Genomic DNA, 13,987 nt, shown 5'->3' with positions numbered 1-13,987 from the left:
ACTGCAATGCTTGTGCCGATGATCTCATCAAATCATCGATAAATGATGGTCATTGCTGTCACATGAGCTTAAGCTTAAAAGCTTTTATACATCCATTTAACACAATTTTTAGTAAACAATTTCGAATCCTCTAATGGAAAATTTCACCTAAGAGAGCGATGAGTAGAATTTAAAAATGGAATTGAAAGATTAATGTGTACTTGTCTTTTAATCCATTGACTATACTTCTTAATATCCATGGCTTAGTAGCATTAAATATTGCTACACTTATTCCATATTTCTTTACAAGTTTTGGAACATACCTATCCACAACCTGCTGATTCATATTCTCAACATCATCTGCTTTCAACCTCTCAACAAGCTCTCCTCTATTGTTTATAATGCCATCAACCATTTTTGCAAGGCAAACCAGTTTACATTTGAGTTTAGATGCTATGACTATGGATATTGAATCGCTTGTCACATCCCAGGTATGTGGAGTTTCATCGAATTGCCTCATTATCTTGTGTGGCATGGCCACAGGTATAAGGTTTTTTGTAAATGCTTCAATTATTTCTTCTATGGTATAGGCCTCAACAAGTGATTTGCTTAAATGCTTTATGTATATTCCATAAAGCTCCATAGCTTTTATAGCCATCCAATGAGCAATATCATCGTTAAAGCCAATTTCCTTTTGAATTTCCCTAACATAATCAGCAAAAACACTTCCACCAGGAACAACAACAATTTTTGTGTTTTCCCTAACTAGCTTCTCAATCTCGTTTAGAAGATTTTTCAAAGCTTGTGTATCTCTAATTAGATGACCAGATATTTTAACGACAAAACAACTCATTTTCTCAAAACCTTTTCAGCAACCATTAAAGCTGAGGCATATGCAGGGAAAACAGATGCTATTTTGGATCCTACAACATTGTCTATATCAAGAATTTCTTTGAATCCAGCTCTTCTACAAGCTTCTACAGCTATGTGCTTACCAATTCCAGCTACAATTGCTGAGAAAAGACTTGGTTTAAATCCTTTTGATGCTAGCCATGACCTTATTTGCATAAGAGCTTCAAAAACTTTGAACACCTGTGCTTCGTAAACATATCTAGCTATTTCAATAACCTCGTCAACACTAAGCATTTTGGTATCTGCACATGGAACTCTAGCTATTCTTGCAATAGCTTCTTCAAAGCTTTTCCCTCTGCCATCAGCAGTTTCAGTTGTATACTCATCGCTTTTTATATAGCCTAGAACAAGATGTATGTCTCCAGACAAGGCAAATCTTTCTGAGGAAACCCTTGCGAAAAACCCTTTGTATGGAACTTTATCAACTATTGAACAAACATTGGTTCTCAAAACACCTGTGTAAACAATTTCGCCAAAAGCAAGCTTTTCAGGATCCCAAAAGCCTCTGATCATAGCTTTTCCACTAGCAATTGGTATGATGGTTGTTGTTGTGCTTCCAATATCAACAAAAACAGAGTCTCTAATCATTTTCTCAACAGATATTCTCTCCAAAAGCCATGCTGATGCAGCCCAATTAGCGGCTGCCAACACTATTGGATTTCTCAGAGCTTCTTCACCACTTTTCAAACCCATGTCAATAGAAACGAAGTAGTTCTCGATTGAGTCATCAAAAACATTTTCAGTAATTTCAACAACTGTCTTTACACCAACATCCTTAGTCTCAAAAACATCGCTTAGCTCAGCAGTTATACAAGCTCCAACATAGTATTTGCCACGTTCCAACCCAAACACCTTCTTAACATCACTAAGAACATTCTCAATAGATTTTGGCCCAAGAACCCAAATAGGATTGTATACTCTAGCAACATTAGCAATTTTCAGAGAATTCTCTTCATAAACAACTTTAACAGCCTTTATATTAGCACCTCCAATATCAAGACCAACAAAAACCATTTGCAAAGCAAAACACCGATTTCAAAACAGAATTGAAACTTATAAGCTTTTTTGCTTCAGACATTGAATGCTTTATAGCTTCAACAATTCAATTGAGTCATCATATCTCTACAAATATGCAATGACTACATCATTGAAGATTAAGATTTAAATATTTTTTCATTGTAGCTATACTCTGTAAAATGGAATTAAAAAACATAGAGTTGATAATGCATGGTCTTAGCTAGACTCTATGGCCTGCTTCTAACTAATAACGAGTATAAGTTCATACTAGGTGTGAATTACTGGCCTAGGAAAACAAATATTAGAATGTGGAGAGATTGGGATGAAAATGCTATTAAAGAGGATTTAGAGCTTATGAAGAGTCTTGGCATTAGGGCTGTGAGATTCTTTATAAAGAATGAGGATTTTGCTGATGAGAATGCGAATGTGTTTCCACATGCGGTAGAGAAGCTGAGAAGGTTTCTAGATCTTTTGAGAAAATACAATATAATGGGTTTTGCAACTCTTATTGTTGGTCATATGAGTGGAAAGAACTGGGAAATTCCATGGGCAAGACCAAACGAGATCTATACTTCTCATGGAATTGAAAAATCTATGAAGTTTATAGAGACTATTGTTAGAGAGTTTTCAGATCATCCAGCTGCAACTGGCTGGATTTTGAGTAATGAGCTTAGTCTTGTTAAAAGAGCTGAGAAGAGGGAAGAGGCTTTAGCATTTCTAAGAGCATTCTCAAAAACTGTTTCGGGAATAGCTAAAAGATCTGTGGTTTCATCTGGTGACTTGCCTGATAGCTATATGCAGGAAACTCCAAATGTTAGTCCATATGTTGATTATGTTGGGCCTCATCTGTATCTATATGATACTGATCCTGTTAGGCATGGCTATAGATATGGTGCTATGATAGAACTTTTTTTGAATGATCGCCAAGTGCCTGTGATTTTAGAGGAGTTTGGTTTTAGCACATATCAATACTCTGAGGAGAGCCAGGCTAGATTCATAAACGAGATTCTATATACAGCATTAGCAAATAGAGCTTCTGGAGCATTCATATGGTGCTTCTCAGATTTTATACATGAAAGCGATCCACCATATGAGTGGAGACCACTGGAACTAGGCTTTGGAATTGTTAGAAAGGATGGTTCTCTTAAACCAGCTGCAGAAGTTGTTAAGAGGTTTGCAAGTGAGTTGGAGATACTTGAAAAGTTTAGAATAAACACCATCTATAACAGAAATCCAACTGTTTCAGTCATAGCCCCATTTTACTTGTTTAGCGACTATGAATTTGTGTGGTACAAACATGCCATAGGTTTTTGGAGAGCAATAGAACCTGTTATAATGTCATACATACTACTGTCATCGAGTAGCATAGACAGCTCAATAGTGTATGAACCACTTATTAAAAGACCTAGTGTTGTTGAGGATAAGAAAATGTTTCTAATGCCATCCACAATAGTTGCACTTTCTTCAACATGGAGAAGACTCTTAGAACTTGCAAACGATGGTATAGCTATTTACATATCGCTTCTCAAAGGATTTGGAGAATTCAGAGCTTTGCATGAAGCTGCAACACATTTGTGGGTTGAGCTAATGGGAGTTGAAAACATGTTAGAAGCAGGATCTCACGGCATTAAATACTTTGGAAGCACATCAATAGTGTTTGTCAAGGACTTTGAATTGATTAAAAAAGGAGAGAAAATAGATTTGCAAATACCAACACCGGTATACACATATAAAGTTAGGGAGGTGGATGCAGAGGTCATAGCTGTTGATAGCAATGGAAACCCTGTTTTGTTTAAAGCTGTGAGGGGAAAGGGCCATGTGTACACATTGACGCTGCCCATAGAGCTTATTCAAGGAGTTTCAGAAACCATGGACTGGAGCGGCAAAATACAATTGCTTTTCAAGGCAATAGCTCTCGACACTAAAATAGACATTATTTACGAATCTTCATCACCAGAAGTTGAGGTAAAGCCATTTTATGGAGATAAGAAGGGTGATCTTGTTATAGCTATTAATCATGGTGATAGCAAAAAAGTTGTTATTTCAAGCAAGAAGCAGATTAACAATGCTGCTAAGGTTGCTGGAGATGCGAATCTTATTGAGTTTAGCAAAGATAGAATTGTTGTTGAAATGCCAAAGAAATCAGCTATAATTATTCATGTTGCATAAAAACATTTCTTAGTTTTTTACCTAGCTGAGAAAAATCTGCTTATCTCAAGCCAGTCCTCCTTCGACAGTCTCCACCCAAGTGCACCAGCATTCTCCTTTACATGCTCTATTGTGCCTGCCTTTGGTATTGGAACAACATTATCTATACACATAAGCCAATTCAAAGCAACTTGAGTAGCTGTTTTCCCATATTTTCTCCCAATTTGGGCTAGGAAGGAATGTTTTGCTAGCTGCCCCTTCTCAAGAGGTGTGTAAGCCATGTATAAAAGACCTTTTCTTTGAGCATATGGAATAACATCTTTTTCATCATCTCTATGAAGCAAGCTGAAATGATTTTGAATTGCTACAACATCATATTTCTTTGTGCATGACCTTGCCTCCTCAATTCCTCTAACAGTGAAGTTTGAAAGACCATAAAACCTTATAACACCCTCGTCAACAAGCTTCTCAAAAGCCTTTATTGTTTCACAAATATGTACATCATTGCTTGGCCAGTGAAGAAGATAGAGATCAATGTATGTGTTAAGCCTCTTCGAACTTGCCTTAGCAGATTTCAAAACATTTTCGTAAGAAGCATTAGAAGGCCAAACCTTTGAAACAATGAAAATGCTTTCTCTATCAAAACCCTTTATAGCCTCACCAACAATCTCCTCAGAATGGCCACCACCATACATTTCAGCAGTATCTATAAGAGTCATACCAAGCTGCAAACCAGTTCTCAAAACCTCAACCCAAAGCCTATCCATTGAGTAGTCAGGTGTCCAGAAACCACCTCCAATACCCCAAGTCCCCATGCCAAGTGAGGATATACAACCAATTCTATTAAAACACTTAACATCTCTAACCATTTACAACACCATAACAGAACTTGAGATAACAAAACTTATTATTTTTTCGATAATGAAAACACTCAAAATTTTAAATCCTAGCCACATAACTCAACTTATCCTTTACCCAATTTTAATGTAAATACCTATGCACAGCATTGCTATTCATAGTTTTTGTTGAAGGTTTTTGCCCATGATCTATAAAGGTTTATTAGTCTTTTTGTATGGTTATTGCATGTGATGCTGCTTTGAATAGGATTGTGCTTTTCCCAATAATTCTAATCATTGTAATAGTTGCATCTGCTTTTCTAATGTACTACGCTATACAATTCAAAGAAGCTTTAAAACCTATCTCCACCTATACAACAACTGATCGCTACTTAGCCATAATTTCTCTTGCAAAAGATGTTGAAAAAGGTGTTGAAGCTGTTAGAAACCTTTCCTTTACTGTAAAAGTCAACTTCATGTTAATTAATACTTCATGGGCTTTGGAGCACTGGGCTCCCAAGGAATCTGGTGAAATACCTCCAAGTGTTTTGCACAAGGAGATGATTTATAAACTCACATTTCTAACACCTCTCAGCTTCTCTCTAGTCTCTGGCGAGAGAAGCTTTGTTGGAATGTTTCTTGCTGCTACTGCTGGCACAACAATTTATATAAACACTGATTATTTTGATCCAAGTAGTAGTGGCTCTAGAAATGTTCTTGCACATGAGCTTACACATGTTCTTCAATTCATACACTTTCCAAATATTTTCAAAGAAGATAATACAACTGATGCTTCCTTAGCTAAACAAGCGCTTATAGAAGGTGATGCTGGGTGGACACAACACCTATACTGCGTTAAAACAAGGTTGTGTACACCATCTCCAAGGATGGGCATAGACCTTAGAAATCCGTATATAGCATTGGTTTCTTTTCCATATGTCTATGGAGAGTGGTTCGTATCGTATCTCTACAACTTGAGTGGGTGGAGTATTGTTAACAAAGCTTATTCAAAGCCTCCAATATCAACATCTATGGTTATGCATCCAGAAAGGTATGTGAACTATTTAGTGAATAACATAAAGGAGTTTGTTGAGCCCAGCGTTAGCTGTGGCTGTAGTGGTAGCAAAGTATATGTTGATAGACTTGGGGAATACTATGTAATGCTTGTACTAGCTCAGAGAATAGGTTTGGAGAAAGCTGGTGCTGTAGCATCTGGGTGGAGAGGTGATAGAGCTGAGCTTTACAAAGCTGAAAACTCTACACATGTTACATGGATTCTTTGCTGGAACATTACATGGGCTTCGCAAGAATTTTCAAAGCAGTTCTATACATTATTTGTATCGAGTTTAGGAGGTGTTGAAGGTTACAGGTATGAAGATGCTGTAGCAATGGAAATAGTTAGCAATTCTAAAAGAGTTTTTGTAAATGTTTTGAATGGGGGTATGTGGACACTTGTGAAGTCAATCTATGTCGAGGCAAAACAAGGAGTTGAAAATAGCTAAAAATTTTTATTGGATATTTTAAAATTCAATTCCTCAAATGTTTAGTGCTTGCGATATATCCTCTATTATATCCTCAGCATCCTCCAAACCTACTGAAAGCCTAATAAGGTTCTCGGTTATTCCAAGCATCTTTCTATGCTCAGGCTCTATGAACTGCGACCCTGCTTTAACTGGTAGAACAGCCATAGACTCTGTTCCACCTAGGCTTGGACATCTCTTGATTAGTTTAAGTCTCTTTAGAAATGCTACAGCATCTTGATAACCACCCTTTATTCTAAAGCTTAGAACACCACCAAACAAAGGCTTTTCAAAAATTCTTTTAGCTATTGAGTAATATGGGCTTTTCTCCAAACCGGGGTACATAACCTCTTCAACTTTTGGATGCTCAGCCAAATACTCAGCAACAGCTTTAGCATTTCTGCTATGCTTTTCAAATCTCATCTCAAGTGTTTTCAAACCTCTTAGAACCATGTATGCTTCGAATGGTTGTAGAATTCCACCAAGCATTCTTCTCCACTCCCAAAGAGTTAGTGAAACGTTTTTAGATGTTGCTACAACACCTCCAACAACATCATTATGACCACCAAAATATTTTGTCATGCTGTGAACAACTGCTTTTGCTCCATATCTAGCAGGCTTTAGAATTACTGGTGTGGTAAACGTGTTGTCAACAACTAGAAAAACCTTGTCTAAATCCAAATGCTTTTGCAGATACTCAATATCTATAACCTTGTTTGTTGGATTTGTCATAGCCTCTAGAAAAACCAGGGACGTTGAGTTATCAACTGCCTCAACAATTGCTTCTGCAGAAGGCCAAACCTTAACAACTTTTACATTGAGTTTAGAGGCTATGTTGTTTAGAAGAGCGAATACCGAGCTGTAAAGCTCCATTGGAACAACAACTTTATCTCCTGGCTTGAGCCTCCACAGAAACAGTGTTGATATAGCAGCCATTCCACTGTTGAAAGCAAGCGAGTCTTCAGTTTTTTCAAGTTTTGAAACAACTCTTTCAAGAGCTCTTGTAGTTGGATTCTCCTCTCTGCCATACCTAAGGTAGTTGCCTCTATCAGTAAGAATTGCCTCTCCAAGCTCATAATCTATATACTCATAGATAACACCTAGATATATTGGTGGTATGTGAGATCCTAGAAAGTCCTTGTGTTCATGGCCGTGAATGGCATCTGTGGATAGCTTGGCCAAAGCACATCCCACCTCAGCCTAAACATTTCAATAAACAAATTTTAAATTTTTAATAATATTGCCCCCATTTAAGCATTTGCCTTTTGAAACACCAAGAACAATTACTAAATCAGCAAGGATATTTGATATAGTGTATGAAATGATCTTAAAACACTTCAAAGCTATGTAAAGCCTTGGGTTAAATGTTTTGGAAGGAGGTGATGAATAAACCAAGAATTATGAGCCTAGCTCCTAACACCTTTTTCCTTAGTTAAATCGTTGCTTCATAAAAGTTTTTAAGCTAAATCGTTTAGTTATATACGAACGTTTAATGGTGGTTAGATGAGGAAATTGCTCAAGGCTCTTGGCATAGCCACAATCATATTGTTTTACTTGCCAATTTATCATGTTTTTTCAGGTTTTCTCTATGAGGTTAACAAAATGATGCTATTTATTTATTGGGTTCTTCTCACTGTTACAAGTATTTTAATTGGGTTTATGTTGCTTGAAATGGAGTTGAAGAGGGTGAGAAAATGATATATGTGTTTTTTGCTGTTTTCACAATATTTTTTGTTGGGGGTACTCTAATAGCTTTTTTGAGTAGAAAATATATTGGGGCTGGGTTGAGGGAGTTTTTTGTTGGTGGCTACAGAGTTGGAGGTTTCTTGGCTGCTATGACATATGCTGCAACAACTTATAGTGCTTTTATGATGGTTGGTTTAGCTGGTTTAACATTTGCAACTGGTGTTGCATCTCTTGGTTTTGAGCTTGTTTATCTTGCTTCAACTGTTTTAATATTGTCTACTTTTGGTGTTTATCTGTGGTCTGAGGCTAGGAGAAGGGGGTGGGTAAGTCCAACAGATATGATAACAGATTTTTATGGTTCTAGAGCTATAGGTGTTGCAATAGCGATTCTATACCTCTTTGCACTAGTTCCATACACATCAGCTCAGCTAAAGGGAATTGGAGAAATATTCAATAGCATTGGAATTAGCTATGGGGTGGGTGTTGTGATTGGTGCTATTGCAATAGCTTTGTGGACTTTTGTCGCTGGTTTGTGGAGTGTTGCAACAACTGATGCTTATCAGGGTATTTGGATGATTTTTGCCTCTATAGCATTTTTTGTTTGGATCTATCAATATCTTTTGCCATCAAGTGGTGTTGACATGTCAAAATTCGTTGATTTGCTGACTAAAGACAAAAACCTGTTGTCATTTACCTGGAGTTTTCAAATGTTTATTGGAATGACAATTCCATGGATATTCTTCGCATTGACAAATCCCCAGGTTGTTCAAAGAATTTACATACCAAGAGATGAAAAGGCTTATAGAAGAATGGTTAGATACTTCGCCTTCTACGGATTTCTCTACACAATTCTCTGTGTTTCTCTGGGACTTGCATACAGAGCCTATTTGGAGAGTGTTGGTCTTGCAAACAAGTTTATTGCTAATAGAGATGCTGTAGCACCATACATAATCTCATTGTCTCACCCAGTTCTAGCATCAATTGTTTACACATCTATAATGGCAGCAGCAATTTCAACAGCAGACTCCATAGTGTTGTCTGTTGCAAGTTCTGTTGTTAGAGACTTGTATGAAAAGAATGTTGAAAAACCAAGAGAGTCAATATCAAAAGCAATAGCATTTGCATCAACAGCAACAATACTTCTGCTTGCAGCTGTTTTGGCAATAGCTAGAATAGGTTATGTTGTAGAGCTTTCAGTTGCCTCATCAGCATATCTCCTGCCACTAGCACCAATAACATTGAGAGGTATTCTCAAAAAGAATGCTAGATTCTGGCAAGCAGCAGCATCTTTGCTTCTTGGAGAAGCTGTTGCTGCCTATGCTACAATGGTTTATGGACCAGCAAAAATGCTTACAACACCAATAGCATTCAACATGCCAACACCAGTGTGGATACTGGTTTTATCAACAATACCTCTTCTAGCATAAAATAGTGTTGAAAAACTATTGTTTCAACAATTGAATCATTTTCATGTACTCAGCTGTTGATTTCCACCTGCTTCTAGTTTCACCTCTTTCAATTTGCTCAACAAATGCGTTAAACCATTTCCAGTCTCTTTCATAAACATGATAAGAATCTGCAACATGTATATACCTACCAACATCAACACCAATGCTTTCAGCAACATACTTCTGAAGCTCTGTAAATGCATACATGTTCATGTAAGCTGCTTTCAAAGCATCGTTGCTTCTCATATGAACATGCATAACAAGCTTATTGTTCACAACTCTAAACCACATTCTCTGTAAGCATGGTGGATGCTCTGTTTCTAAATCTTTCCAAGGTTGCCAAGTTATTGCCTGTGCTCTTCTTGTATATGGAACCTTCTTCAACTTCTCAATAACTTTCTCAATCTGATTAACAATAACACCATTTGGAAGTCTATAGCTAAACAACCTCTCGTGATAGGTATAGCCAAATTTTTCAACTAGGTGATCGTGAACACCTTTAACAACCTCATCAACATATTCTAGAAGACCCTTCAAAGAACCAGCTACGATACCCTTTAAATGTATTCTCGGCTCTGAGAAAGGCTCTTCAACAACTATAAATGCTGGTGCATCAATAGACTTCTCATTGTATTCAGTATCAATTACAACACCATTTTTTGCAAGCTCAACAAGACTTTTCTCCCAAGCCTCTGGAAGACTCTTGGCATATACGAAAACAACAGACATTTCGACACCCAACCAACTTAATTTTTCTCAATACAGTTTTTAACTTAGACACCTCAACGAATATATTGCTGTGTAAAGCAAATTTGCTACATATCTTTATATCACCTCTTCAACTTCAAATACCGTAACCTTATATTTTTGCCTCGTACCTCTATGTATTTCTATAGCTAGTTTGCCTAGCCATATAGATGATTTGAGATGAGCAACACTTCAAAGATATATGTAAAAAACCTTGGCAAATTTGTTACAGGTGTATATGGAAAGAGTTTTCTAGATGTTTTGAGAGAAGCTGGAGTTTCCATAAGAGCTGATTGTGGTGGTATTGGCGAGTGTGGAAAGTGTAGAATTGTTATTGAAAAGGGCTTTTCATCTCCATTAACAGAATCTGAGAAAAGGTTTTTGTCTATTGATGAGATTTCGAAGGGGTTTAGACTTGCTTGCCAAGCAAAAGTTATTGATGGCGAGTATATTGTTTCTATTCCTCAGGAAAGCATTTTGCAAAGATATAGATCAGCTGATGTTGGTTTTGAGAAGGAGGTTGCTTTAAAGCCTCTTGTTAAAAAGGTTTTTATTGTTACAAACCCTGCTTCTCTTGAGGATGTTAGATCTGATCTTGACAGGGTATTGGATGAGGTTTTCAAGAAGGTTTCTCTAGGTGATGTGGATGTTGATGCATATGTCGCTAAAATAGTTCCAAATGCTTTGAGGCTTGGCAGATGGTCTGCAACAGTTGTTTTTTGGAAAAACAAGATACTCACCATAGAACCTGGAGATACAAGCAACAGAGTTTATGGAGTTGCTGTTGATATTGGAACATCCAAGGTTGTGGCACATCTAGTTGATTTGGTTAGTGGTGAAACAGTTGCTGTAGAGTCTATGCCAAATCCCCAGGCTAGCTATGGAGCAGACATAATATCTAGAATATCATATGCCATAAAGGATGGAAGTAATTTGGAGAAGCTTCAAAAGCTTGTTATATCAGCAGTAAACATTTTGATAGATAGAATGGTTTCTAGAACAGGAGTAGACAAGAGCAATATATACGAAGTTGTTGTTGCAGGTAATACAGCTATGCACCACCTGTTTCTAGGTATAGACCCCAGGTATCTTGGTCTTTCACCATATGTTCCAGCAGTTAGAAGAGGTGTTTATGCATTTGCAAAGGAAATTGGTATTAACATAAATGAGAGAGGGGTTGTATATGCATTACCAGTTGTAGCTGGTTATGTTGGATCAGATGCATTGGCAGATGCAATAGCTGTTGATTTGGATAATTGTGATGCTCCATGTCTCTTAATAGACATTGGAACAAATAGCGAAATACTTCTAAATACAGGTAGAGAGATATTGGCTTGCTCAACACCAGCTGGACCAGCATTCGAGGGTGCAACTATAGAGTTTGGAATGAGGGCTGTTGCAGGAGCTATAGACCAGGTCTTCATATACTTCGACAAATCAATTGGCGATTACAACGTTAGATACAGTGTTGTTGGAAACGCAAAACCAGTTGGTATATGTGGTTCAGCACTAATAGATGCTATTGCCAATCTCTACAAAAATGGATTGATAGATAGCAGAGGAAGATTCAAAAACAATGTCAACTCAAAGAGAATTGTTGTTGAGAACAATAGAAAGAAGTTTGTTATTGCATGGGCAAGCGAAACAGGAATAAACAAAAACATAACAATAGATGGTAGAGACATAAACGAGTTTCTACTAGCAAAAGCAGCTGTAGCTGCAGGCATAAACGTTTTGCTAAAACATGCTAACATAACAGCTGAAAATCTTTCAAAAATCTTTGTAGCAGGCTCCTTCGGAACACACATAAACATTGAAAACGCAATAACAACAGGACTACTACCAAAAACAGATACAAGAAAATACATATTCGTTGGAAACACGGCCATAAGTGGAGCAAAAATGGCTCTAAAATCAAGTGATGTAAGAGAAAAATTCGAGGAGCTAGCCAAAAAAATAAAGTACATAGAACTAACAATACACCCACTATTCAAACAAGAATTCATCAACTCACTCCAACTACCTCCAAACCACACTTAATCTCTTCTCTCCATGGAATTCATCAAATGGAATTGAAAGATTCTTGTTTTACATAACTTATGTATATAACTACATGGTTGTTATAGAAAGAGTTTTTTAAGCTTTAACGCAATGTGGTTTCATGGTGTGTGAAATGGCTAAAACAGTTTATGGAATAGCAATTGCGTTGCTTGTAATTGGAATAGTTGCAGGCTATTTTATAGGGTATTATGCAACTCCAAAAGTAGCTGCTCCTCCACAAACTGTAACAGTAACTGCTCCAGGAGCTTATCAAACAGTAACAATGACATATACTCAGACAGTGACATCTGCTGTTGGTGTTGCTACATATACTCCTCCTGCTAAGGTGAAAGCTGCTTTTGTTTATGTTGGACCTGTTGGTGATTATGGTTGGAGCTATATGCATGATATTGGTAGAAGGGTTGTTGCTGAGCTTTACAAGGACTGGCTTGAAACAACGTATGTTGAGAATGTTCAGGCAGCTCAATCTCCTGCTGTAATAGATGATCTTGTTAGAAAAGGCTATACAGTGATATTTACAACAAGTTTTGATTTCATGGATCAAACACTTGAGAAGGCTAAGGAATATCCAAATGTTATGTTCTTTCACTGCTCTGGATATAAAAGAGCACCTAACATGGGAACATACTTTGCTGATTTGTATCAAATATACTATTTGAATGGGCTAATGGCTGGTGCACTAACAAAAACTGGGAAAATAGGCTATGTAGCTGCACACACAATTCCAGAGGTTGTTAGACACATAAATGCTTTTGCCATAGGTGCTAAGGAGGTTGGTGAGCAGCTAGGCAAGAACATAACTGTTTACGTTATTGAAATTGGTGCTTGGTATGATCCAGACAAGGCAAAGGCAGCTGCTGAAACACTTGTTAAGCAATTCAATGTTGATGTGCTTGCATTTACAGAGGATTCAACAGCTATTGTTGAATATGCTGAAAGTCTCTATAAACAAGGCAAGGAGGTGTATGTGTTTAGCCACTACAGCCCAATGTATGAATGGGGACCAGATGTTGTTGTTAGTGGACAGCTTGTTAGATGGGAGGTTATATATGCAGACATATTGGCTAAAGTGAAAGCAGGTATCTATAGACCAGGTAATCTCGAAAATGTTGATTATTGGTATTTGCTTAACACAGGTGCTGTTGATCTTGGAGCACATGTTTATCCAAATGGAACTGTTATGAGAATTAATCCAAAGTTCATTCCAATACTCAAAAACATCATGGTTAAAGATGTTAGAACAGGTGAAGCTATGAGCGTCTATGACCTTGTTATGAAGAGATACAACGAGATGAGAGAAGCACCAATTCTTGAATCTCTACAAGGAACTGCCTTGACACATGAGCTAGAGTCTTTAGCAAGTGTATCAACAGGCTCTAGCCACGTACCAGCAGCCACAATAGCACCTGTTTTCGACCCATTCACAGGACCTCTAAAAGGCTACTGCATAGCTTCATACTCAAGATTCTGCAGTGGAAAAGCTGCTGGAAGCGAGGTTAGTGTGAAACCTGGTGAGAGACTAACACATGATGATTTGTGGAACATGGACTGGTTTGTTTCATGGGTTGCTTTCCAGGGCAAGATGGGTTGAGATGAGTCTAAAGCAAAAGCATTTTTTATAATCTTCTCACAA

11 protein-coding genes are annotated in these 13,987 nt (G+C 37.4%); 6 read left to right on the top strand and 5 right to left on the bottom strand.

All coding sequences use genetic code 11. The features are described 5' to 3' along the window. Positions 1 to 169: 169 nt before the first annotated feature. Positions 170 to 832 carry an amino acid kinase family protein gene (locus QPL79_RS07710; RefSeq protein WP_285274231.1) on the bottom strand — a complete coding sequence of 221 codons (663 nt, stop codon included), beginning with the start codon at positions 830 to 832 and terminating at the stop codon, positions 170 to 172. After that, positions 829 to 1,905, bottom strand: a complete 1,077-nt coding sequence (locus QPL79_RS07705; RefSeq protein WP_285274251.1) for a hydantoinase/oxoprolinase family protein — start codon at positions 1,903 to 1,905, stop codon at positions 829 to 831. Before QPL79_RS07705 ends, QPL79_RS07710 begins: the two co-directional genes overlap by 4 nt. A gap of 213 nt (positions 1,906 to 2,118) precedes the next feature. On the opposite strand from QPL79_RS07705, the gene QPL79_RS07700 reads away from it, so the two are divergent. Then, a complete protein-coding gene (locus QPL79_RS07700) occupies positions 2,119 to 4,077 on the top strand; it encodes a glycoside hydrolase 5 family protein (protein ID WP_285274230.1) in 1,959 nt (652 codons plus the stop codon). A gap of 17 nt (positions 4,078 to 4,094) precedes the next feature. On the opposite strand, the gene QPL79_RS07695 is transcribed toward QPL79_RS07700, so the two are convergent. Next, positions 4,095 to 4,925, bottom strand: coding sequence for an aldo/keto reductase (locus QPL79_RS07695; RefSeq protein WP_285274229.1), 831 nt, complete (start codon positions 4,923 to 4,925; stop codon positions 4,095 to 4,097). Between the two features lie 203 nt (positions 4,926 to 5,128). Here QPL79_RS07695 and QPL79_RS07690 point away from each other — a divergent pair, with 203 nt between their 5' ends. Beyond that, a complete protein-coding gene (locus tag QPL79_RS07690; protein WP_285274228.1) occupies positions 5,129 to 6,394 on the top strand; it encodes an eCIS core domain-containing protein in 1,266 nt (421 codons plus the stop codon). A 33-nt stretch (positions 6,395 to 6,427) separates the two neighbouring features. Here the strand turns inward: QPL79_RS07690 and QPL79_RS07685 are convergent, their stop codons facing one another. Continuing rightward, positions 6,428 to 7,594 (bottom strand): cystathionine gamma-synthase family protein, encoded by a 1,167-nt coding sequence (locus QPL79_RS07685; protein ID WP_285274227.1) that lies wholly within the window; start codon positions 7,592 to 7,594, stop codon positions 6,428 to 6,430. A gap of 321 nt (positions 7,595 to 7,915) precedes the next feature. Between QPL79_RS07685 and QPL79_RS07680 the strand changes: the two genes are divergently transcribed. After that, entirely contained in the window at positions 7,916 to 8,110 is a 195-nt protein-coding gene (locus QPL79_RS07680; RefSeq protein ID WP_285274226.1) for a hypothetical protein, read from the top strand. Then, on the top strand, positions 8,107 to 9,525 hold the full coding sequence (locus QPL79_RS07675) for a sodium:solute symporter family protein (protein WP_285274225.1): 1,419 nt from the start codon (positions 8,107 to 8,109) through the stop codon (positions 9,523 to 9,525). The genes QPL79_RS07680 and QPL79_RS07675 overlap by 4 nt, the downstream gene beginning before the upstream one ends. Before the next feature lie 15 nt (positions 9,526 to 9,540). Here QPL79_RS07675 and QPL79_RS07670 read toward each other — a convergent pair whose 3' ends face one another. Beyond that, positions 9,541 to 10,275 carry a thymidylate synthase gene (locus QPL79_RS07670; protein ID WP_285274224.1) on the bottom strand — a complete coding sequence of 245 codons (735 nt, stop codon included), beginning with the start codon at positions 10,273 to 10,275 and terminating at the stop codon, positions 9,541 to 9,543. 198 nt (positions 10,276 to 10,473) lie between these two features. Between QPL79_RS07670 and QPL79_RS07665 the strand changes: the two genes are divergently transcribed. Next, positions 10,474 to 12,333 carry an ASKHA domain-containing protein gene (locus tag QPL79_RS07665; protein WP_285274223.1) on the top strand — a complete coding sequence of 620 codons (1,860 nt, stop codon included), beginning with the start codon at positions 10,474 to 10,476 and terminating at the stop codon, positions 12,331 to 12,333. A gap of 133 nt (positions 12,334 to 12,466) precedes the next feature. Then, complete coding sequence (locus tag QPL79_RS07660; RefSeq protein ID WP_285274222.1) at positions 12,467 to 13,945, top strand: BMP family ABC transporter substrate-binding protein; 1,479 nt, start codon at positions 12,467 to 12,469, stop codon at positions 13,943 to 13,945. The last annotated feature ends 42 nt before the right edge of the window (positions 13,946 to 13,987 follow it).

The organism is Ignisphaera cupida (assembly GCF_030186535.1).
Taxonomy (GTDB): domain Archaea; phylum Thermoproteota; class Thermoprotei_A; order Sulfolobales; family Ignisphaeraceae; genus Ignisphaera; species Ignisphaera cupida.
The sequence above is the reverse complement of the archived record's forward strand: the minus strand, read 5'-3'. Positions and strand labels throughout refer to the sequence as shown.